The following is a 22,016-nucleotide window of genomic DNA, read 5'->3' on the forward strand; positions in this document are numbered from 1 at the left end:
GCACTATAATTCGCTAATTCCCACCCCGAGACCGATCGGTCAGATGCAGGTCGCGGCCGATCATCTCGCGCATGATCTCGGAGGTGCCGCCATACACGCGAGTAATACGCGCATCAGCCGCCGCACGCGCGATCGGATACTCGCGCATGTACCCATACCCACCGAACAGCTGCTGACACCGATCGATGCACCGGAATTCCATCTCCGAAGCCCGCAGTTTGGCCTTGGCCGCATCGGCCGGCGTGAGCCGACCGGCGTTCAGCTCGAGAACGCATTTGTCGATGAACGCCTCGGCGACCGAGACCTCGGTGGCAACATCGTCGAGGACGATTCGCACGCCGGATGAGAGAATCCCGGCCACACTGGGTGGCCGGGATCCGTTCGCCGCTAGCCGTCGACGGTGAGGACCGTCCCCGCGGCGACCGTCAGGTTGCCCTCACGGACCGCGAAGCCGAGCCCAGGCTCCAGCGGGATGGCGCGGTCGAGCGTGACCGCCACCTCGACGGTCTCGCCCGGCATCGCGCGACCCTCCGGCACCGCCACCTGACCGGAGACGTCACCGGTGCGGACGAAGAACTGCGGCCGGTATCCGGTGACGATCGGCGTGCGCCGACCACCCTGGGACGCCGTCAGCAGCCGCACCCGCGCGGTGAACCCGGTGTGCACCGCGATACTGCCGACCGCCGCGACCACCTGGCCGCGCGCCACCTGACCGCGTTGCACGCCGCGCAGCAGCAGCGCCACATTGTCGCCCGCCTCGGCCGATTCCATGGTCCGGCCGAAGGTTTCGAGGCTGGTGACCACCGACTCGATCGTGCCGCCGAAGCCGAGCACCGCGACGCGGTCGCCCGCCTGGACGCGCCCGCGCTCCACCGCACCGGTCACGACGGTGCCGCGACCGGTGATGGTGAGCACGTTCTCCACCGGCATGAGGAACGGCGCGTCGAGGTAGCGCACCGGCATCGGCACATAGTCGTCGACAGCGTCGAGCAGGCGCAGCAGCTGCACCGACCAGTGCTCGTCACCCTGCAGCGCCCGCAGCCCCGACACCGGCACCACGGGAGCGCCGTCGCCGTCGTAACCGTTGGCGGACAACAGCTCTCGCACCTCGAGTTCGATCAGCTCCAGCAGCTCGCCGTCGGCGATGTCGGCCTTGTTGAGCGCGACCACGATGTGCTCGACGCCCACCTGCCGGGCCAGCAGCACGTGCTCCGCGGTCTGCGGCATGACACCGTCGTCCGCCGACACCACCAGGATGGCCCCGTCCAGCTGGGCCGCGCCGGTGATCATGTTCTTCACGAAGTCGGCATGCCCCGGCATGTCCACGTGCGCGTAATGCCGTGTGGCCGTCTCGTATTCGACGTGCGCGATATTGATGGTGATGCCGCGCTCGATCTCCTCCGGCGCCCGGTCGATGCGGTCGAACGGGACGAAGGCGGTGCCGCCGCGCTCGGCCAGCACCTTGGTGATGGCGGCGGTCAGTGTGGTCTTGCCGTGGTCGACATGCCCCATGGTGCCGATGTTGAGGTGCGGCTTGGTGCGGACATAGGCCTGCTTGGCCATGATCGGTTCTCCAACCGGGAGTCAAGGTTTCGAGGGGACCTCAGCAGCGAGCCGACCTTCCCCGTCTGAGGTCCCGGGACGTCCCGGAGAAGGTCAGCGTCGTGCGCCGTCGAATGCGAAGACCACCGGGGCAGCAGCCATCGCGCCCGCGACTGCGGGGAATGCGGCGATGGACTGTGCGAACATGCCGACGATCGTGCCGGGCGGATCGGCTCGCGCGCAATCGATTTTCCCGATCGCCATCCGGCACAACGCCACTCGGGGATCCGACGCCCCGGTGAGCTGAGTGGGCTCGGTACGGCCGGGCCGGCGGGTCGCGGCGAGTTCCGCCGCGACGAGCAGCCAGACGACGATCGCCACCACCAGCAGCACACGGCCGAGGGTCCGCGCCCAGGCGCCGGTCGAGAGCGCCGCGACCGAGGTGATACCGAGCGGGAACACCGTCGCCCATCGCCGCACGTTGTATCCAGGGCGGAAGCGAATCACCTCGGCCCCGACCAGAATCGCGTAGAAGCCAAGGCTCAGGACGAGCAGCGCCAGGGTCACTGCTCCGAGCACCGCGTGCGGGGTTCCCGTCCACCGCTGTCGGCGTCGTGCCCGGTGAGCGCGGTGAACGCCCCGGCAGTCAGGATCGCCAGCGCCGAAACCACCAGCGCCACATCGAGTCCGTGCCGGAAGGCGACGGTCGCCGTCTGCAGGACCTCGTGGACGTGCGGTGCGTATTTGATGGCCGTGGCCAGGTCGAGGCCTGGTGGGATGCGACCGCGTTCGACCGCGTCGATGGCGATGGGTTGCAGGTCGGCGGGCAGGCCCAGCTCGGTGAGGCGGATCCGCAGATCGGCGGTGAGAAAACCGTTGACCAGCGAGCCGAGGACCGCGACGCCCACGGCCGCCCCGACCTGGCGCATGGTGTTGGTGGCCGCGGCCGCCATGCCCGAATGCTCGGCGGGTACACCGGTCAGCACCGCCGCGGTGAGCGGCACCACGGCGACGCCGAACCCGAGACCGGCGACGGCCAGGGTGGCGGCCAGCGGCGCGAACTCCACCGTGCCGTCCAGCGCGTGCCGGGTCAGCAGAATGCCCGCCGCACCCACGACACAGCCGACGAACATCGGCGTGCGGGCGTCGGTACGTGCGACCCAGAATCCGGCGGCCACCGCTCCGAGCATGAGCGCCACGGCCATCGGAGCGAACACCGCCGCGGTCCGCCCGGCCGAGTAGTGGATCATCACCTGCAGATACAGCGCGGTGAAGAAGAAGATCGAGAAGACCCCGAAGTAGACCGCGAAGGCGACGAACAGTGCGCTGCGCACCGGCGGGAGCCGCAGATAGCGAAAGTCGAAGACGGGGTTGCGAACCCGGTTCTCGACGGCGACGAACGCGAGGAACGCGAGCCCGCCCAGCACGAACAGCGCGACCACCGAGCGCGCGCCGTATCCGCGGTTCTCCCCGCTGATCGCGGCATAGATCACCGCACCGAGGAAGATCGCGCCGAGCAGCGAGCCGAGCCAATCCAGCTGCCCCGGTTGCGGATCCGCGCTCTCGGGCACATACCGCAGCGCGGCGGCCAGCACCGCCACGCCGAGGATCAGATTGAACCAGAAGATCGATCGCCAGCCGTACGACCCGACCAGTACGCCGCCGAGCACCGGCCCGGCGGCCAGGGCGAGACCGGACACCGCCGCCCACACCCCGAGCGCCTTGGCGCGGGCGCGGGGATCGGGGAAGATCTGCCGCAGCACCGACAGAGTGCCCGGCTCGGACGCGGCCGCACCCAGTCCCATGACCGCTCGCCCGGCGATGAGCATCGGCACGCTCGCCGCCAGCGCCGAAATCACCGATCCCGCACAGAAGATCGCCAACCCGGCGACCATGACCCGCTTGCGTCCCCACCGGTCGCCGAGGGATCCCGCCGCCAGCATGAGGCTCGCGAAGACCAGGGTGTACGCATTGACCACCCACTGCAGCAGCACGACATCGGTGCTGAGCTCCGACCGGATGTCGGCCAGCGCGACGGAGACCACGGTGGTGTCGAGGAAGGTCACGAACAGGACCGCGGTGACGGTGGCCAGCGCGATTCCGGGCCGCGCCGCGCCGCGCGACGTGTCACCGATTGCCACGTCCACAGGTTACGTGGCAGGCAGGACCGGCTGTCCGGTTTCGATCGGCGTGGCGGCCGGCCGGACCGGCCTAGCTCGACAGGACCGCGAGCATGCCCGGCTTCAGCACGCCGTTCAGGTCCGACCACGGGACGGTGACGTCGACGACGCCGGCCGCCTCGGGCCCGATCTGCCCCTGCGGGAAGTACACGTGCAGGCCCGCCTGGGTGGCGGTCCAGACCTCGAAGGTGGTGGCGGCGGCCTTGACGTCGTCGAACCGGACGGCATCGGCGACCCGGGTGCGGGTCAGCTGCGTCTTCGTCTGCGCCGCCAGCACATTCAACCCCTGCTGCTCGTTGGTGAACAGGCTCGCGAGCGTGATCTCCTGCGCGGTATCGATATTCGTGACATGCGAGAACAGCAGGTCCTCCGGGTGCGCGCCGTGGAAGTCGACGCGCAGGTACAGCACCCCGCTGAGCACGTGGGTCCCGATGCGCTCGACCGCGCTCGACTTGTTCGGGTCGGTGATCACCGCGGGATCCTGCTGCTGGTCGACGTAGGTCCACAGCCCCTGCACCATGGCGTCGTTGAATTCCCGTCCCGCGGACCAGTTCACGCCCGGGCCCTCGACCCGTACCTGCGGCACGTCGATGTCGAAGCCGACACTGCCCTTGCCGCTGCTGGTCAGGTGCTCGGTGGTGGCGACGAAGCGCCCGTGCCCGCGCTGCTGGTCGGCGGCGGGTGCCACGGTCGAGGCCGGCGTGCCGACGCCGCCCGGACCGGTGGACGCGTGCCGCGCCTCGCAGGCGGCCAGCAGCCCCAGGGCCAGGGCGCACACGGCGATGACGGTGGCGGACTTCAGCCGCATGGGGTGTCTCCAGACGATCGGGGGCGTCCGTCTCGGTGCGGCGCCCGCGATCAGAGTCGGACTCACCGCTTGGAAGCGGCCAATGACCCACCAATGGCCGATGCGACGCGCAGGATGGGTGACGGTCCGGACCACGGACCCATTCCCGAGGGAAGGCGTGAATCGGTGCAGGATAGTCGGCGAATCGTCGCTGTCTCGACCCCTCTAGACTCCCGAACGGGGAGGTCGGTTTGCTGAGATTTGCCGTACTGGGCGAGGTCCGCGCATGGCGTGGGGACACGCCCCTGGACCTGGGTCCGCCACAGCGGCGTGCCGTGCTGGCGGCACTGCTCCTGCGCGAGGGCAAGGCGGTCACCGCCGCCGAACTCGTCGAGGGGATCTGGGGCGAGGACCCGGTGCTGCGCGCCGTGCCCGCGCTGCGCACCCACGTGGCCAAACTCCGGCGCGAACTGGAACCCGACCGCGTCAACCGCGGCCCCTCCACCCTGCTGATCTCCATCGGCGACGGCTACGCCCTGCGACTCCCGCCCGGGCGCACCGATATTCACGACGTCGAGGACGAGATCGCCGCGGCCGAGCGGCTGCGCTACGAGGATCCGGGCAGCGCCCGCGACAGCCTGGAGTCGGCGCTGGCCCGCTGGCGGGGCGCCGCGCTGGGCGGACTGCCCGGGCCCTATGCCGAGCGGCAGCGCGCCCGGCTCGAACAGTGGCGGCTCTCGATCCTCGAGGACCGCCTCGCCCTCGATATCGAAACCGGCCGCAGCGCCGAGGCGGTCGCCGAACTCGGGCCGCTCATCGAGGAGCATCCGCTGCGGGAACGCTTCCGCGCACTGCTCATGACCGGGCTGTACCACTCCGGCCGCCAGGCCGAGGCGCTCGAGGAATACGGGCGCGCCCGCCGCGCCCTGGTCGAGGGCGTCGGCGTGGAGCCCGGACCGGAACTCAGTGACGTGCACGCGCGGATCCTGCGCGCCGAGCTGGCGCCCGTGCTGCGGCCCGCCCGCGCGGTGGTCGCCCCGGCCCAATTGCCGCCCGACATCGCCGATTTCACCGGCCGGTCCCGGGTCGCGGAGGAGATCGCGGCCCAGCTCACCGGCGACGGACCGGCGGTGGCCATCTCGGCGGTCGGCGGGATGGGCGGAGTCGGCAAGACCACCCTCGCCCTGCACATCGCCCATCAGGTGCGCGACCGGTTCCCCGACGGGCAGCTGTATGTGAACCTGCGCGGCGTCGACCCCGAACCGATCCCGCCCGGGGACGCGCTGGGCGGATTCCTGCGCGGGCTCGGGGTCGCCGAGGGCGATATTCCGCCCGCCGTGGACGATCGCGCCGCACACCTGCGAACACTGTTGAGCGACAAACGGATTCTGGTGGTGCTCGACAATGCCCGCGACAGCGCCCAGGTGGCGCAGCTGCTGCCCGGCACGCCGGGTACCGCGGTGCTGATCACCAGCCGCTCCGCGCTCACCGAACTGCCCGCGGTGCGGCGCACCCGCCTCGACGTGCTGGAGCGCGAGGAGGCCATGACGCTGCTGACCCGCATCCTGGGCGCCGAACGCGTTGCGGCCGAACGGGATGCGGCCTACGCGGTGATCGAGCAGTGCGCCTGCCTGCCGCTGGCGGTGCGCATCGTCGGCGCGCGGCTGGCGGTGCGGCCGCAGTGGACCATCGCCTCGCTGGCCGAGCGGCTGGCCGACGAGAGCCAGCGCCTCGAGGTGCTGCAGACCGGCGACCTGACCCTGGAGGCGGCTTTCCGCCTCGGCTACGGGCAGCTGAACACCGAGCAGGCCAGGGCGTTTCGCATGCTGGCCCGCGCCGATGTGCCGGACTTCCCGGTCGACGGGGCCGCGGCGCTGCTGGGCGTGCCGGTGGCGCGGGCCGAGCTGGTGTGCGAATCGCTGGTGGATCTGAGCCTGCTGGAGACGCCCGCGCCCGGCCGCTACCGCTTCCACGACCTGCTGCGGCTGTTCGCGGCCCGGCTGGCCGGGACTGCCGCGAACCGCGATCTCGGCGAACGGGAATCGGAGATCGTGGTCCGGCTGCTGGACTATTACCTGGCCAGCACCAAGAACCTGCTCGGCGCACTGGATTACAGCAACACCACACTGCTGCTGGTGCCCACCACCGTGCCGGGTCACACCTTCGCCGGCGGGGCGGAAGGCCAGTCCTGGAACGATGTCGAACGGCCGGTGATCATCGCGCTGCACCGCCAGGCGGCCCGGCTCGGCGGGCGGGCGGTGGCGCTGGCGGCCGATCTGGCCTGGGTGATGTCGGAGCTCATGGACACCGGCAGCCGCGCCCGCGAGCTCGCCGACGGCCTGCAGGCCCTGCTGGACACCGCGATCCGCGACGGTGACCACGCCAGCGCGCGTCGGTTGCGGGTGGCGCTGGGCGCCATGATGCAGATCGGGCTGGGCGAGGTGGAGGCGAGTCTGGAGTTCCTGCAACCGATTTCGCAGCCCGCCGACGACGCCGAGCGCCGGTTGCAGGTGCTGGCCGAGATCCTGCTCGGGGTGGCGGATCGGCGCACCGGCAATACCAAGGACTCGCATCGGCACTACGCCAATGCCATCGCCTGGACCCGCGCGCTCGACGATCGGTCGCTGGAGGCGTGGATCCTGGCCCTGGCCACCCGCACGCTGTGCGAATCCGGCCAGTACGCGGAGGCGGTGGCGGTGGCCGAGCGGGCCATCGCGCTGGCCCAGGAGTCGTCGAACGCGGTGGCGCTGGGCTGGGCCACCCACGAATTGGCCGCCACCCGTTCGATGCTCGGCGAGCACGCGCTGGCGCTGGCGCTGGCCCAGGACGCGGTGCGCATGACCCATTGCAATGGCGTGCGCCTGTGGGAGGGCTGGGCGCGCACCCGGCTGGCCCAGATCCACCTGCGCGCCGGGAACGACGCCGCCGCGGAAAGCGAGGCCACCCAGGCCCTGCGACTGCTGAGCAAGGCGGCCGACCCCCTCGACCGGGCGCGAGCGCTGTCCCTGCGCGCCACCGCCCGCACGGCCCGCGGCGATCACGAGGCCGCCGCCCGCGAGCACGCCGACGCGGCCGAGATCTTCCGCCGCGCCGGGCTGCCCGCACCGACACTGGCGACGCTGTTCGCACCGGGACCGGCCACCGGATAGAGAATGTTTATTCGCTTTTTATCGGCCCGTGGGAGCGTGCAGACACGCGGGTTCCCCGGGTCTGCAACACCCGGGGTACTCGCGCGCGATGAGGTCATGTCCGCGTGCGCACGAGGGGTGCGCATCCGGCTCATGCAGATCGGATAGCCGCCGCCGGCACCGGCCGGCGGCGCCTCCGGCCCCTTCCTCGAATCTCTCAGGACAGATCCGCGTCCAGGCGAGCACCCAGTGTGCGCAGGTGCGCGGTGGCGCCGCCCGACTCGAACTCTGCGCGCTTGGCCGCGGTGAAGTAGCGCTGCATCGGATAGTCCAGGTAGATCCCGGTGCTGGCGTGGATATGGACAGCGGTGTGGGCGACGCGGTGACCGGCCTCGGCCGCCCAGAATTTCGCCACGTCGACCTCGGATTCCGCTGGGAGCCCGTGGGATTCGCGCCAGGCGGCCTGCCAGAGGGTCAGGCGGACGGCTTCGACATCGATATAGGCGTCGGCCAGGCGCTGGCGCACGGCCTGGAACGAGCCGATGGGTTTGTCGAATTGCTTTCTGGTGCAGGCATATTCGCAGGTCATTTCCAGAGCGCGTTCGAGGATGCCGAGTTGCAGCGCACAGGCGGCCACCGCCGCACGGCGCCGGGCCCAGGCGGCGGCCTCGGGCGCGGCGATCACATCCCGATCCGGGACCCGCACATCACGCAGTTCCAGCACCGCCGCGTCCGTTCCGTTCACCACGTGCTGCCCGGTCACGGTGACGCCGTCGGCGCCCCGATCCAGTAGGAGCAGCATCGAATTCGCGCCGCAGCGGGCTTCGACGAGGAATCCGTCCGCGAAGGCCGCGGCCGCGACGACCGACCGCGAACCCTCGAGGCGCCAGCCGTTCCCGCCGCGCCCGGCCTCGAACGCGACGAAGTCACGCGCGAGCGCCGGCGCCAAGGTCGTCTCACCGCGCAGCAGCGGCCGCACCCAGCGCTGCACCTGCGCGTCGTCACCGAACTCGGCCAGTGTCGCCGCGACCACCGCGATACTCGTGGAATACGGTGCGGGAGCGACCGTCCGGCCGATCTCGATCAGGACGCCACACTGTTCCAGCAGCCCGTAGCCGCCGCCGATCACGCGCTCGGGCAGCACCGCGTCCAGCAGGCCCGCGCCCGCCATGGCCCGCCACAGATCCGGGTCGAATCCGGTGTCGCCGGGCCGGGGATGGCGGCCGGCCCAGTCGGCGAGCAGTTCGCGAGCCAGTTTCGACAGTTCCCGCTGCGCGTCGGTGTATTCGAAATCCATGGTGCTACTCCTCTTCTCAGCGGGTGACGGGCAGGCCGAGGGCGTTCTTCGCGATGATGTCGCGCTGCACCTCGTTGACACCGCCGCCGAAGGTCAGGATCAGCGCGGACCGGTGACAGCGTTCGATGCGCCCGCGCAGCAGCGCGCCCGGGGAATCCGCGCGGATCACCGCCTCGGCGCCGAGCACCTCCATGAGCAGCCGGTATCCCTCGGTGGCGAACTCGGTCCCGAAGACCTTGGTGGCGGAGGCATCCGCCGGGCCGAGCGCACCACGATCGGCCGCCCACGCCGTCCGCCAGTTGCGCAGCTTCAGATATTCGGCGTGTGCGTGCACGCGAGCCAGATGCAGCCGCACCCATTCCGCGTCCATGACGCGGGAGCCGTCGGGCAGGACGGTGGCGCGCGCCCACTCGGTCACCTGCCGCAGCGATTCCTGCAGCGGCGCGGCCGAGGCCAGCGCCACGCGTTCGTGATTGAGCTGATTGGTGATCAGCGCCCACCCCTGGCTCTCCCCGCTCACCAGATTGGCGGCGGGCACCCGGACCTCGGAATAATAGGTGGCACTGGTGCCGACCCCGGCCATGGTGTGTACCTTGGTCCACGAAAACCCCTGGGCCGCCGTGGGAACGATGAAAATCGACAGCCCGGCGTGCTTGTCGGCGCTGGGGTCGGTGCGCGCGGCCAGCCACACGTAGTCGGCGTATTCGATGAGGCTGGTCCACATCTTCTCGCCGGTGATGACGTACTCGTCCCCGTCGCGCACGGCGCGGGTGCGCAGCGAAGCCACATCCGTCCCGGCATCCGGCTCGGAATAGCCGATGGAGAAGTGCACGTCGCCGCGCGCGATCCTCGGCAGGAAGTACGCCCGCTGCTCCGCGGTGCCGTAGCGCATGATGGTCGGCCCGACCGTGTTCACCGTGAGATAGGGCACCGGCACGCCCGCGGCGGCGGCCTCGTCCAGGAAGATCAGCTGGTCGAGCATCGGACGGCCCTGTCCGCCATGCTCTTCCGGCCAGCCCAGGGCCAGCCAGCCGTCGGCGCCGAGCCGGCGCACCACCTCCCTGTAGACGGTCCCGTCGCCGTGCTCGCCGCCCGGACCCGAGCGCAGCGCCGCCCGCTCCTCCGGGGTGACGAAGTCGGCGAAATACTCGCGCAGCCGTTTGCGCAGCCGGTGCTGTTCATCGCTGAAACTGATGTGCATAGGCTGAAAGGTAGGAAGCCGCGAGGCCGGATCCGCCCGGCTGGCAGGAAGCTGCCAGATCCACCGGGAGCGACCGGTGCCCGTGTCAGGATCGGGGAAGTGATGCAGCGACAGCAGACCGGCGCCCTGGCCACCGGCATCGTCCGGTTCAGCCAGGAGGGGCGCTGGGATCAGGACGTCCACCACCTGCTCCGCCATGCCCGGCGAGAGGCGGTGGTAGCGGTCTCCAATCCCACCCACTCCAGTGATCACCTGCGGCTCGGGCAGGTGGTCGTGGACGACCTGCTGGCCGCGGGCAAGCAGGTGCGGCTGCTCTACTCCCCCGACTATCTGGAACTGCGCGACCGCCGGCCGCTGCTGCGGCATTCCTCTCAGGGCGCGCAGATCCGGGTGACCGACAACGACTTTCACAATGTGCTGATCATCGACCGCACCGTGGCGGTGCTGTGGAGCGGCGCGGGAGCCGGCCACCCCTACGCCTACCTGGTCCGCGAACCCGTCCTGCTGCGCGCCCTGCACCAGTTCGCCCTGCTGAGCTGGCGGTCCGGCCACGGCCTGGCCGGGCACCTCGACACCGCGGGCGTCGAGATCACCTCCACCGCCCGCGCCGTGCTCAATACCCTCAACCTCGGGCTGATCGACGAGGCCGCCGCCCGCCGGCTGGGCATGTCGCTGCGCGGCTACCGCCGCCACATCGCCGATCTCATGATCCGCCTCGAGGTGCGCAGCCGCTTCCAGATCGGGGTCCGCGCAGCGCAACTCGGCCTCCTCGACGACACCCCGCACCCTGTCGCATCCCCCTGACGCTCCCGGTACCCCTGCCGATAGCACCGGTGGACGGCGAGCCTCCCCCGGTGGTTGCGGGCCCGCGCCGAGTACCTGGCTGGGGCGGCGAAGAGTGTTGCCGGACAGCGGTTTCGGCATCGATATTGACTGAATGAACGTGGGGATGAGCGCGGCGGCGGCGCGCCGGGCGGCACGGTTCGGGCTGCCGCTGTCGCTGCCGATGGCCATGCCGGAGGTGGAGGAACTCTACTACCGGGAGCTGGCGCGTCGCGGCACAGCGGGTTTCGTTCACAAGCCCGAACCCGGCAGCAGACTCACCCCGCTGCACACCGATCCGGACGCGGCCTGGCACAGCTACGGCCCGCACATTCTGACCGAGATCCGCGAGTACCGTCGTGGCGGCGGGACGGGGTGCCGCGCCCGCACGAGACGGTGCCGGATTCGGTGGATGCGCTACGGGCGCACGGTTACCTGGAGATCCTCACCCCCGGCGAGCTACGGGACCAGATCGCGGGCGGCCGTATCGAAATCCTGATCAACCCCCTGATCGGCGGGGTGCCGATCGAGGAGGGCTGGGCCGTCCTGCGCCTGCTCGGCGACGAGGTGCTCTCACGCATCGAGCTCGCTCCCGCCGTCGGATAGCCCACCGGCATCGACCGATCACCCTGGCCCACAACACTTTTCGACTCCGAAGTACCCGATCGCTAGGACAAGCATGACCGATCTGCGCCCCGGCCGGCTCACGGCCGCCGCCAAGAAATTCCTGACCTGGGACCCGAACCCGGCCGTCTTCGGCGTCACCATTCCCTGCCCGGTGCCGGTGGCGATGGGGCTGGAAGAGGCTCAGCGGCTGGTCAATACCCTGATCGACACGCACGAGGCCCTGCGCAGTCGCTACAGCTACGGCGAGGGCGCGGCCTGCGAGATCGAACCCGAATCCGGTGGCGTCATCGACCCGGCCCGCGTCGACGTGCGGACCATCGATATCGAGAGCCTCGACCCCGGCGCGCTCATGGAACTGATCGAGGCGGAGTCCGCCCGGGCCAACCTGCGGCTGGATCCGCCCGCCGGGAAGGTCGTCACCGCGGTACTGCTCACCCGCTCCTACGACGTGAACATTCTGCTGTTCACCGCCCACCACGTCGCCATCGACGGCGTCGCCATGTGGGTGCTGTGGGACGACATCGCCACCTACGTCCGGCAATGGGAAGCGGGAGAGGCGATCTCGCTACCGCCCGAGACCACCACCGGCTCGGAATGGGCGGAGTTCCTCGACGGCTACGCACCCACCCGGGTGGGCGAACGGGACTACTGGCTGGCGGCATCCGACAGCGAACCCAATCAGCAGATCCGTTCGGCCACACCGAAATCGGCGCACTTCGACGGCGTCATCGACGGCGCGCTCGCCCAGCGGCTGCTGGTCGAGCTGCCCGCCGCGTACGACGCCAGCTACACCCGGATCCTGCTCGTGGCACTGGGACTGGCCATCGAGGACGCCACCGGTGTGGCACGGCCCATCCAGGTGCAGAAACACGGCCGCTACAGCCGCCTGCGGCCGGGCACCGACCTGTCGCGCACGGTCGCCTGGATCTCCGACGACTACCCCTGGCTGCTGCGGCCGGTATCGGGCAGCCTCGGGACGCGCCTGCGCGACGCCATCGCCACCTATCCGCCGCACCCGGAGGACTTCACCCTGCTCTGCTGGCATCACCCCGAGAGCTGGCCGCACTTCCTGACCTTCAACTTCCCCAAGTTCTACTTCAACTTCCTCGGCGATGTGGGCGTGTGGATTCCGGACGCGCAGTCGCGCGAACAGTCCCGGCTGACCATGTTCGATCTGAGCATGTTCCTCGGCACCAGCAAGCCCGAAGGCATTGAGCAGGTGCACTATTCGGTGCACTCGCCCGACGGCGGGCTGGGGGCCGAGCGGATGCGGGCCATCGTCACCCGGTGGCTGTCGATCCTCGAGACCGTGGAGGTGCCATGAGCAGGATCATCCTGGTCGGCATCGGCAGCTGCGGTGACATCGCCCCGCTGACGGGACTGGGCGTGGGCCTGCGCATGTCGGCGCTCGTCCACCACTGCGGCGCCGGCACCACGGGCGCGGGACTGTGTGCGGGCGTGCCGGCCATCGGTGCGCCGGTGTACGCCGAGCAGCCGTTCTGGGCGCAACGCCTGGTCGATGTCGGCGTCAGCCCGGCCACCATCCCCTACTCGAAACTGTCCGAGGACCGGCTCACCGCCGCGATGAAGTGCGCCACCACCGATACCGCCCTGCGTGACAATGCCACTCGGCTCGCCGCCCGGATCGCCGCGGAGGACGGCGTCGGCCTCGTCGTGAAGGCCATCGAGGCCCACCTGGCCGCACACGGGAAGGGCTGATCCACCACTCACCCTGTGCCCGAGGGCGGTCCGCCCCGCCCGGGCCCGCCCACGCCGGATTCCACGCTCCGACTGTGGTTAGATAGCGCGCAGTTTCGCCTGGTATTTGCTATGCATCGATCCTTTTAGCGCTGATCAGCGGTGGAGGCGGGCCATTTGAGCGTGCTGCGCGGGCACAAGACACTGATGTCGAACCTGGCTCTGATCCTGCTACTCGCAGTCGGGGCGGCATATCTGGCGATCCATGTGGCGCGGGTGCGCGCACCGGGCAGCACCTACACTGTCACCGTTCAGCTGGATCGCTCCGGCGGTTTGCAGGTGGGTAACGACGTCACCTGGCGCGGGTACCGGGTGGGATCGGTCAAGGCGATCCAGATCGGCGACGGTGGCGCCCTGGTGTCGGCGGTCGCGGAAATCGACAAGCGGTACCGGATTCCGGCCGATAGCCAGATCGCGGTCTCGGCGCTGTCGGCGGCGGGCGAGCAGTACATCGACTTCCGGCCCAACACCGACAAGCCGCCCTATCTGCACGATGGGCAGGTGGTGCGGTTCAACCCCGGCAAGATCACCACGCCGACACCCGTCTTCGAGACGCTGACGAACACCAGCGAACTCATCGCGCAGATCGATCCGGACAAGTACGCGGTGATCCTCGATAATCTGGACACCGCGCTCAGCGGCGGGCCCGATCAGCTGCGCGGACTCATCGACGGATTGAGCATCGCCACCACGGGTTTGGACAACCGGCTGCCGCAGACGGTCAGCCTCATCGAGAATCTGCGCGTCATCACGGGCGCCACCTCGCACGCGCAGCCCGATCTCGGCACGCTGACCCGCAATACGTCGATCGTGGTCGACCAGGCCCGCGCCGCCGACGCCGAATTGCGGCAACTCCTCGACCGCGCACCCGGACAGCTGGGGATCTTCGATGCGGTACTGGACCGGAACATGGATCCGATCCATAGCCTGGCCACCACCATGTCCGCCATCGTGCGGGCCGCGCTGCTGCGGGTACCCGCGCTGCGCGCCCTGTTCCCGGCGTTGGTGGTCGGCTCCTCCGCCATCGGCGTGCCCGCCCACGACGGCGAGTTCTACACCATCGTGGACGCCTGGCTGCGGCCGTGGTGCAACTATCCGACCCGGACCGTGCCCCCGTCCATCGCCACGGTGCCCGTCTTCAGCAGCTGGAACTACTGCGACAATCCGCCCGACGACCAGCAGATTCGCGGATCCGCCAACGCGCCGCGCCCGGATGTCGCCAACAATGGCGCGCACCGGCCGACCGGAGTCGACCCGAATCAGCGCACGCTGCCACCTGTTCGGTGAATTCGGGCGTGTCGGCGCGCCTGTCGCGGTTTATCCCGCGAATCTCGATTTCCACCAGTCAGAATGATCACCGGTACCCAGTGGTCCCATGCTTGTGCCAACGAACAATGTCCCTTTGCCCTGAGAGCGGCATCGAACAGGGTGGCGGGCCAAGGTTAGGAGAGGGTCGAAACTCGATGATGAGCAGAAGTTCCCTCGGCTTGGCGGCGCGATCGGCGGTCATCGCCGGTGTGGCGGTCGCAGGATTCGCGGCCGCACCCGCGCAAGCCGAACCATTGTGGCCCGGTGGTCCGGACGTTCCCGGTGTTCCGGCGATCGTCCCCGGCATCGCACCCAGCGATGTCAACGCGCCGTGCCAGACGGCGGGTACTCGCGCCTGCCTCAAGCTCGGCAGCAACGAAGCGTGGCTGATGGACAACGGCAAGGTCGTCTTCGGCCCCACGCCCATCTCGCACGGCATGCCCGGATTCGAGACGCCGCCGGGCGTATTCCATGTGTCGTTCAAGAAGCCGTTCCACTGGAGCACCATGCACAACGCTCCGATGGAATACGCGGTGTTCTTCAACGGGGACATCGCCTTCCACATCGGACCGGTGGACAAGAAGTCGCACGGCTGCATCCGCATGACGCCGGACGGGGCGCGCGAGTTCTTCAACTACCTGAACCCGGGTGACACCGTCGAGGTCGTGCCGTAACGGCGACGGGAATGCGTGTGCGAGCCCCCTCCGGCGCCTGTCCGGAGGGGGTTCGCTCATGTCCGGGTCGCGCCGGACATTCGGGCGGCTACGCCGGGCAGTTGTGGTACGAGGTCACCAGCCAGCGGCCGTCGCGCTGGATCAGGGCCCAGGTGGCCACGATCCAGCCGTCGGCCGGCGGCTCGGTCTCCCCGGCGGGCACCACCGCGCTGCGGCTGACCACGATGGCGGTGCCGGGGGCCGGGAAGCGGACCGATTGCGGTTCGTCGACGGTGTGCGAATCCCGCAGCGGGCCCGCGAAACCCGCGGCCATGGAGGTCCGGACCGCCTCGCGGCCCACGTTCACCACGCCCCGCACGACGGTGGTGGCGTCGGGGTCGTAGTCGGCGACGAAGGCATCCGCGTCATTGGCGGCCCAGGCGCGGTAGAGGTTGGTCAGGACGTCGAGGACGGCCTCGCGGTCGGTCGGTACGGCGGTGTCGGTCATGGTTTCCTCCTCGGATCGCGGCCGCGGTGAGCGGCTCACGAGTACCTACCGGCGGGCCGTGCCCGATTCATCGCCGCGGGTGTACAAAGTTCGGCAGGGCCCCGATTCGAGGAGCAGAGGCCCGGATTCGAGGAGCAAGAGCATGGCGAACGTGGACTTCGAGGCGGACACCGGCCGCTACCGACGGGAATTGCTCGCGCATTGCTATCGCATGCTCGGGTCAGTGCAGGACGCCGAGGATCTGGTGCAGGAGACCTACCTGCGGGCCTGGCGGGCACGCGACAGCTACGACGAGAAGCGGGCCGGGATGCGGACCTGGCTGTACCGGATCGCGACCAATGCCTGCCTGACCGCGCTCGAACAGCGCGGGCGGCGGCCCATGCCCTCCGGACTCGGTCACGAACCCGGTGACGACCCGCGCGAGGCACTGGTGCACGGCGGGGAAATCCCTTGGCTGCAACCGATTCCGGACGCGCTGCTCGGCGATCCGTCGGAAGCCGCGGTGGCCCAGGGCAGTCTGCGGCTGGCACTGGTCGCGGCCATGCAGCAGCTGCCCGCCCGGCAGCGGGCGGTGCTGGTGCTGCGCGAGGTGCTCGACTGGCCGGCCGCCGAGGTGGCGCGGGCGCTGGACATGACCCCGGCGGCGGTGAACAGCGCGCTACAGCGGGCTCGGAAGACGCTGAGCCAGAGCGGTATTCGCGAGGACGAGGTGTCCGAGAGCGCCGAGCAGCGGGCCGTGGTCGACAGCTATGTCGCCGCCTTCCGCAATGCCGATCTGGCGGCGCTGGAGAAGCTGCTGTCCGACGACGTGATCATGGAGATGCCGCCCATGCTCAATTGGTACGTCGGGCGCGCGGACTACATCGGGTTCATGGCGCGCGTCTTCGACATCAACGGCAGCGATTGGCGCCTGGTGCCGATCGGGGCCAATGGCCAACCGGCACTGGCGGCCTACGTCCGCGACGGCGACGGGTACGCCCTGCACACCCTACAGGTCTTCACGATCCGCGACGGCCTGGTCACGAACCTGATCGCCTACCAGGTCGAGGAGATCTTCCGGCTCTTCGACCTGCCGTCCCGATTGCCCTGAGCCTCAGTCGTTGTCACCGGAGGACGCCAGCAGGCCGTGGTCGTGCGCGAAGGCCGCGGCCTCGGTCCGGCTGGCCACGCCGAGCTTGGTGAGAATCCTGGAGACGTGCACACCGGCGGTGTTCGCGCTGATGAACAGCTCGGCCGCCAGCCCGCGATTGCTCATGCCCTTGGCGACCAGCCGCAGCACCTCCAGCTCGCGCGGAGTCAGGCCGTGCCGGCCGGACACGGTGCCGCCGTGCGGTTTCGGCGCTTCCGCCGTTCGCCCGGCGGTGAGGCGGGCACGGTCGGCCAGCCGTGCGGCCGCCTCCTGCAGCGGCAGTGCACCCAGCTTGGCCGCGATCTCGGCGGCCTCGCGCACGGCCAGATCCGCGGCCGCTCGATTCCCTTCGGCCGCATAGGATTCCGCCCCGTCCAGCAGCGCGGCGGCGATCTCGTGCGGCCGCTCGACGGCGCGCCAGGCGGCGACCGCCTCCGACCAGCGCGCCGCCGAACCGGCCAGCCGCGCGGTGAAGACGGCGCGATAGGCGGCATCGACCGGCGACACCGCGGGCAGCGTGTCACCGAGGGCGAGCAGTTCCGCGGGCGCTCCGGCGGTTCGGGCGGCCAGCGCCACCAGCGGCCATGCGTCGTGCGGATGCGCGAACAGGGTTGCGGCACCGTCCCCTTGGGCGAGCACGCCGGCCAGCACCGCCGCCGCTCCGGTCTCATCACCCGCCGCCGAGTCCACGGCGCAGGTCAATGCGGCGAGTTCTAGCCGATACTGCGCGGCCCACCGGCTGTCACCCAGCAACCGACCGGCCTCGGCCGCCGCTGCCCGCGCCGCGCCGATGTTCCCTTCCGCCAGGGAGATTCGCGCGAGGCACAGGGTCAGCGCCGCCCGGCTGAGCGGCGGTAACTGGTCGAACTGCGTCTCGTCGACCACGGCCCGGGCCTCGTCCCAGCGGCCGAGCGCGGCGAGCGCCTGCGCCCATTTGACGAACAGGATCGGTGCGGACTCGGAGAACCGGAACGACTCGTGCGCGGCCCGCAGTCCCTGCCGGACGGCGGCGATGGCGGCGTCGTACCGCCCGGCCGCGACCAGCACCGCCGATTCCCAGGTGGCGACATCCACCACGATCCGCGCGTCCCCGGCCGCGGCGGCCGCCCGGTGAGCTTCGGCGAAATGATCGAGCGCCCAGTCGGTTTCATTCGCGGCCGCCGATTCCGGCCCGGATGAACCATCCCCCGCCACCTCCGCCGCGGCGGCCCCCGCCAGCCCGAGATGGGCGTGCGCCCGCGCCACGAGGGCGTCCGCCCCCAGTCGCTCGGCGATAACCAGCGCCGCACGGGCGTCCGACGCCGACCCGGCGGCGTCCCCTCGGAAGATCCGCGCGGAGGCCGATTGCACCAGCGCCTCCGCCCGCTCCGCACCGGCACCCGTCACCGGCAGCAGCTGCAGTGCCCGCACCAGATCCGTTCCCGGTCCGGCTCCGGTGGTCCCCCGCAGGTACGCCCGCCGCCGATACATGCGCGCCACCCGCTCGACCTCGCACCGGTCGGCGTCCGCATCGACGGCGCGCTCGCCATCGTCCCGGTCGGCCGAGCGGTGGCCCGACCTCGACTCGGTACTTCCGGTGGCGGACTCGGCCGGGGCTATGTCGCCGGTGGGGTCGAGCAGGGCCAGCGCCGCGTCTGCGGCGGCGATGCCGCGCTCGGTCGCGCCGCAGGCCACGGCGACATCGACGATCTGTTCCAGGACAGCCAGTTTCGTGGTGGGCAGGATCTGTTCGGCATCGGGCACCCGATCCCAGAGGACGAGGATCTGTTCGAGGAGCCGGAGGCGTTCCGGGTGGGTGGCGGGGACGGTGGTGGCGGCCGACCAATAGGCACGCAGGGCCTGCTCCAGATCGCCGGCGGCACGGGCGTGACGGGCCAGGTCGGCACGGGATTCGGCGTCGAGGGCCTCGCCGCGGGCGCGCAGCGCCGCGGCCGCGCGGGCGTGCAGGCGGGTGCGCTCACCGGGCAGCAGCCGGTCGTAGATGGCCTGGCGGATGAGGCCGTGCCGGAATTCGTAGCCGGTCTCGGTGGTGTGCAGCAGGTGGCGGTCGACCAATTCCCGTAGGGCGCGGTCCAGTTCGCCCGGGGGTATGTCGACGATGGCGGCCAGCAGTTCGTGGTGGATCGGGGAGCCGAGGACGGCGGCCGGGGGCACCACGGCGAGAGCGTCTGCGGAGAGGCCGGATTGGAAGCCGAGCAGCAGGTCGGTCAGATCGGCGGGCAGCTGGTCGGGGCACTGGCCGAGCGCCTCGACGAACAGCGGGTTGCCGCCGCTGCGTTCGAAAACCTTGGTGATGAGCCGGGGTTCGGGCTCGCGGGCGAGCAGGGCGGCGAGCTGGCGGCCCACCTCGTGGCGGGTCAGCGGGTGCAGTTCCAGCACCCGCACGCCCGGATTGCGGCGCAGTTCGGCGACCAGGCCGCGCAGCGGGCCGGCCTCGCCGGGACGGTAGGTGCCGACCAGCAGGGCGTCCGCGTCGGCGAGATTGGCGGCCAGGAAGGTGAGCAGTTCACGGCTGGCGTCATCGGCCCAGTGCAGATCCTCGAGGATGAGCACCACCGGCCGGGTCATGGCCAGTTGCTCCAGCAGCGTGAGGATTTCGCCGAACAGCCGGATGCGGTCGGCCTCCGGGGCGGCGCCGCCGGTGTGAACGGCCAACTGCGGCAGCCAGTTCGCCAGCGCCGGATGCGGCGGCAGCAGCGTGGCCACCGCCGCGCCGCCGAGCTGCCGCACCAGCCCGCGCAGCACCGCCAGGAACGGCGCGTAGGCCACACCCCCGGTCCCCAGCTCCGGGCAGCGACCGAGCAGCACCAGCGCCCGAGAGTCCAAACGCTCGGTGAACTCCCCCACCAGCCGGGATTTCCCGATCCCGGCCTCCCCCGCGATCAACACCGTCTGTGTACCGGGATCACCCACCGCCTCGACCAGCGCGGACACCTCTGCCGCCCGTCCCACGAGGACACTGCTGCCGGGAAAACTCACCACTCCCCGATCATGCCGTGACTGTCACAATTCGCCCACTCGACAGGCCATTTCGCACCCGGTTCACAGCTTCGGGCGGCTTATAGTGCACGCGGCGCTAACGCGTGAGCTATCGGTATGTGGATGGGCAGGAATGACAGTCGAGAACCCGGCAGTGGTGTCGGTGCACGGAATGTGGGCCGCGGCGGATCCCGGCGATCGCCGGCGTTGGTGGCCGGTGATCCTGTTCCTGGTCGTGGTCCTGGTGGCGGGTTTCGCGATCGCGGGATGGTTGCTCATCGGGCAGTCACACCGGTCGCCGGCCGCGGCCACCCGCGCGGATCTGAACAGCGCCCGGCTGGCCCTGATCAATGCGCCCGGAGCGCACTACACCGGCCGCCTGACCGGGCAGGACGGGAAGAAGGCGACTGTGGACCTGCGGGTCACGAATGTCGGTGACGCGTCCGGGACTCTCGAATTCGCTCCTGGAAAAGCCTTGTCGTACCAGCGAATCGGCGACAAGACCTTCGTGCGGGGCAACACCGAGGCCTGGATCGCCTACGGCTTCTCCGCCGACGATGCCGCCCGTTCCGACGGCCAGCAGCTGCTCGAACCCCCGGCGATCGGCGGCCTCGATCTGCCGGCGGCCCTGACTCCTTCGACCCTGGGGCGGCATCTGGACCCCAATGCGGAAGCGCACCGGCCGGTCACAGCGGGCGTGCCCATCACCATCGACGGCCACCGGTCCACCCCGATCATCAGCGGCGCCGTCACCACCTATGTGAGCTCCGGCCAGGTCGATCGAATTACCGAGCCGGCCTTCGACATCCGGGTGGCGCCCCTGAGCGCCGACGAGGTGGCCGGGCTCTACCGCGATCTCCGGACCGCGGCCGCGGAGACCGAGAACGCCACCGACTCGGAAACGAAGATCACCGTCGCGGGCAGCTGGAGCGACCCGTGCGGACCGGACTGCACCGCGATCGAAACCCTGACCAGCGCACGGCAACCCTTCGGCGCGGCGGCGATCCCCGCGTCGCACCCGGACGAGATCTCCGTGTGGTACCAGATGGTGCTCACTGTCAACGGGATCGTCATGCCGACACCGCTGTGCGCCGGCGTCCAGCCGATGCCGGGAAACGGAACGGCGACGGTGTCCTGCCCGTTCACCATCGAGGCGGACGGCGGCACCGTCGACGCGGTGCTGAAGAATCACCCGCTGATGGGCCGGGCCCGGGCCGACGCCCTCGTGAGCACGGTCGACAGCAATGCCGGACGCAGCCGGGACAAGACCGCATGCCCGGTGGTGCAGGTCGAGGGCACGGCGTTCTGGACCAAGCCCGGCTGCTGATCGTGCGCGGGGGCCCGAAACCGAAGGGCCGCAGCCGCTGATCAGGGTTTGGCCAGGAAGCCCTCGACGGTCCGGCGCACCTTCGACACCGCACTGTCGTCCCCCAGGCGCAGTGCGGTATTCGCCGCCGCGAGCACCGCGTCGATCTGGAAAGCCGCCAGATCGGCGTCCAGAGCGGCGATTTCGCCATGGTCGCAGGCGTAGGACAGCTCACCGGCCAGCAGGTCGAGCCAGTCCTGCTGATTGGCCACCAGCGCGTCGCGCACCGGCCCTGGGCGGCTGTCGAATTCGGCCAGGTTCGCGGACTGGAAGCAGCCGCCCTCGAAGCAAGGGCCGGTGGCGTAGTCGATCCACAGCTCGATCAGAGCCCTCAGGCGTTCGGCGCCACGGGGTTTCGCCCGGGCGGGCCGGGTGACGGTGTCGATGAAGACCGCGCGGAAGTAGTCGATGGTGGCGAGCTGCAGGGCTTCCTTGGTGCGGAACAGGGTTTGGATGCCCGCCTTGCTGAGACCGGTGTCGGTGGCCAGGCGACCGAAGCTCAAGCCCTCCAGGCTGTCCAGCGAGGCGATGTCCACGGCCCGGCCGAGCACCACCTTGCGGGTGCGCGAGCCGCGCAGCAGTCGCTTGTCGGTGATCTCGGTGGCATCCGCTGCCGGAACCGCGCTTTCCATACGGCCGATCGTACTCCTGACCCGTGCCGGAAACGGCCGCGGCAATGGGCCGCCCGCGGCGGAAGCGGTCAATCGATATTGCCGCGTCAGGTGACCCAC

Annotated in this window: 18 protein-coding genes and 1 pseudogene; 9 read left to right on the top strand and 10 right to left on the bottom strand. The window is 70.3% G+C overall.

Translation table 11 applies throughout. From position 1 onward, the window contains the following. Nucleotides 1-13: 13 nt before the first annotated feature. The 5 genes and pseudogenes from ACFXKA_RS17800 to ACFXKA_RS17820 form a co-directional block, all read right to left on the bottom strand. A pseudogene (locus ACFXKA_RS17800) lies at nt 14-334 on the bottom strand (acyl-CoA dehydrogenase family protein); the annotation flags it as partial. 53 nt (nt 335-387) lie between these two features. After that, entirely contained in the window at nt 388-1,563 is a 1,176-nt protein-coding gene (gene tuf, locus ACFXKA_RS17805; RefSeq protein WP_354846347.1) for an elongation factor Tu, read from the bottom strand. A gap of 93 nt (nt 1,564-1,656) precedes the next feature. Next, nucleotides 1,657-2,109, bottom strand: a complete 453-nt coding sequence (locus ACFXKA_RS17810) for a hypothetical protein (protein ID WP_379428054.1) — start codon at nt 2,107-2,109, stop codon at nt 1,657-1,659. Then, a complete protein-coding gene (locus ACFXKA_RS17815) occupies nt 2,106-3,683 on the bottom strand; it encodes an MFS transporter (RefSeq protein WP_379428055.1) in 1,578 nt (525 codons plus the stop codon). Before ACFXKA_RS17815 ends, ACFXKA_RS17810 begins: the two co-directional genes overlap by 4 nt. A 70-nt stretch (nt 3,684-3,753) precedes the next feature. Next, nucleotides 3,754-4,530: an RsiV family protein gene (locus tag ACFXKA_RS17820; RefSeq protein WP_379428056.1), complete on the bottom strand. Its 777-nt coding sequence runs from the start codon at nt 4,528-4,530 to the stop codon at nt 3,754-3,756. Between the two features lie 230 nt (nt 4,531-4,760). On the opposite strand from ACFXKA_RS17820, the gene ACFXKA_RS17825 reads away from it, so the two are divergent. Then, complete coding sequence (locus ACFXKA_RS17825; protein WP_379428057.1) at nt 4,761-7,658, top strand: BTAD domain-containing putative transcriptional regulator; 2,898 nt, start codon at nt 4,761-4,763, stop codon at nt 7,656-7,658. A gap of 196 nt (nt 7,659-7,854) precedes the next feature. On the opposite strand, the gene ACFXKA_RS17830 is transcribed toward ACFXKA_RS17825, so the two are convergent. Next, on the bottom strand, nt 7,855-8,934 hold the full coding sequence (locus ACFXKA_RS17830) for an acyl-CoA dehydrogenase family protein (protein WP_379428058.1): 1,080 nt from the start codon (nt 8,932-8,934) through the stop codon (nt 7,855-7,857). A 16-nt stretch (nt 8,935-8,950) separates the two neighbouring features. Further along, nucleotides 8,951-10,135: an acyl-CoA dehydrogenase family protein gene (locus ACFXKA_RS17835; protein ID WP_379428059.1), complete on the bottom strand. Its 1,185-nt coding sequence runs from the start codon at nt 10,133-10,135 to the stop codon at nt 8,951-8,953. A gap of 102 nt (nt 10,136-10,237) precedes the next feature. Here ACFXKA_RS17835 and ACFXKA_RS17840 point away from each other — a divergent pair, with 102 nt between their 5' ends. The 6 genes from ACFXKA_RS17840 to ACFXKA_RS17865 all read left to right on the top strand — a co-directional run bounded on the left by ACFXKA_RS17840 (nt 10,238) and on the right by ACFXKA_RS17865 (nt 15,324). Continuing rightward, complete coding sequence (locus ACFXKA_RS17840; RefSeq protein WP_379428060.1) at nt 10,238-10,939, top strand: hypothetical protein; 702 nt, start codon at nt 10,238-10,240, stop codon at nt 10,937-10,939. A 426-nt stretch (nt 10,940-11,365) separates the two neighbouring features. Then, nucleotides 11,366-11,563, top strand: a complete 198-nt coding sequence (locus tag ACFXKA_RS17845) for a hypothetical protein (RefSeq protein WP_379428061.1) — start codon at nt 11,366-11,368, stop codon at nt 11,561-11,563. Nucleotides 11,564-11,636: 73 nt separating this feature from the next. Further along, nucleotides 11,637-12,908 carry a condensation domain-containing protein gene (locus tag ACFXKA_RS17850; RefSeq protein ID WP_379428062.1) on the top strand — a complete coding sequence of 424 codons (1,272 nt, stop codon included), beginning with the start codon at nt 11,637-11,639 and terminating at the stop codon, nt 12,906-12,908. Continuing rightward, nucleotides 12,905-13,303, top strand: a complete 399-nt coding sequence (locus tag ACFXKA_RS17855) for a glycosyltransferase (protein WP_379428063.1) — start codon at nt 12,905-12,907, stop codon at nt 13,301-13,303. The genes ACFXKA_RS17850 and ACFXKA_RS17855 overlap by 4 nt, the downstream gene beginning before the upstream one ends. Before the next feature lie 186 nt (nt 13,304-13,489). Next, nucleotides 13,490-14,629: an MlaD family protein gene (locus ACFXKA_RS17860; protein ID WP_379428064.1), complete on the top strand. Its 1,140-nt coding sequence runs from the start codon at nt 13,490-13,492 to the stop codon at nt 14,627-14,629. A gap of 176 nt (nt 14,630-14,805) precedes the next feature. Beyond that, nucleotides 14,806-15,324: a L,D-transpeptidase gene (locus ACFXKA_RS17865; RefSeq protein ID WP_379428065.1), complete on the top strand. Its 519-nt coding sequence runs from the start codon at nt 14,806-14,808 to the stop codon at nt 15,322-15,324. A gap of 88 nt (nt 15,325-15,412) precedes the next feature. Here the strand turns inward: ACFXKA_RS17865 and ACFXKA_RS17870 are convergent, their stop codons facing one another. Continuing rightward, nucleotides 15,413-15,811 carry an SgcJ/EcaC family oxidoreductase gene (locus ACFXKA_RS17870; RefSeq protein ID WP_379428066.1) on the bottom strand — a complete coding sequence of 133 codons (399 nt, stop codon included), beginning with the start codon at nt 15,809-15,811 and terminating at the stop codon, nt 15,413-15,415. Between ACFXKA_RS17870 and ACFXKA_RS17875 the strand changes: the two genes are divergently transcribed. After that, nucleotides 15,810-16,901, top strand: coding sequence for a sigma-70 family RNA polymerase sigma factor (locus ACFXKA_RS17875; protein ID WP_354846307.1), 1,092 nt, complete (start codon nt 15,810-15,812; stop codon nt 16,899-16,901). The two genes, ACFXKA_RS17870 and ACFXKA_RS17875, sit on opposite strands and share 2 nt — an antisense overlap. Before the next feature lie 3 nt (nt 16,902-16,904). Here the strand turns inward: ACFXKA_RS17875 and ACFXKA_RS17880 are convergent, their stop codons facing one another. Continuing rightward, nucleotides 16,905-19,892: a helix-turn-helix transcriptional regulator gene (locus ACFXKA_RS17880; RefSeq protein WP_379428067.1), complete on the bottom strand. Its 2,988-nt coding sequence runs from the start codon at nt 19,890-19,892 to the stop codon at nt 16,905-16,907. A 160-nt stretch (nt 19,893-20,052) separates the two neighbouring features. On the opposite strand from ACFXKA_RS17880, the gene ACFXKA_RS17885 reads away from it, so the two are divergent. Next, nucleotides 20,053-21,246, top strand: a complete 1,194-nt coding sequence (locus ACFXKA_RS17885; RefSeq protein WP_379428068.1) for a hypothetical protein — start codon at nt 20,053-20,055, stop codon at nt 21,244-21,246. Between the two features lie 41 nt (nt 21,247-21,287). Here ACFXKA_RS17885 and ACFXKA_RS17890 read toward each other — a convergent pair whose 3' ends face one another. After that, nucleotides 21,288-21,917: a TetR/AcrR family transcriptional regulator gene (locus ACFXKA_RS17890; RefSeq protein WP_379428069.1), complete on the bottom strand. Its 630-nt coding sequence runs from the start codon at nt 21,915-21,917 to the stop codon at nt 21,288-21,290. Nucleotides 21,918-22,016: the final 99 nt, after the last annotated feature.

The organism is Nocardia sp. NPDC059228, from assembly GCF_042754245.1.
Lineage (GTDB): Bacteria > Actinomycetota > Actinomycetes > Mycobacteriales > Mycobacteriaceae > Nocardia.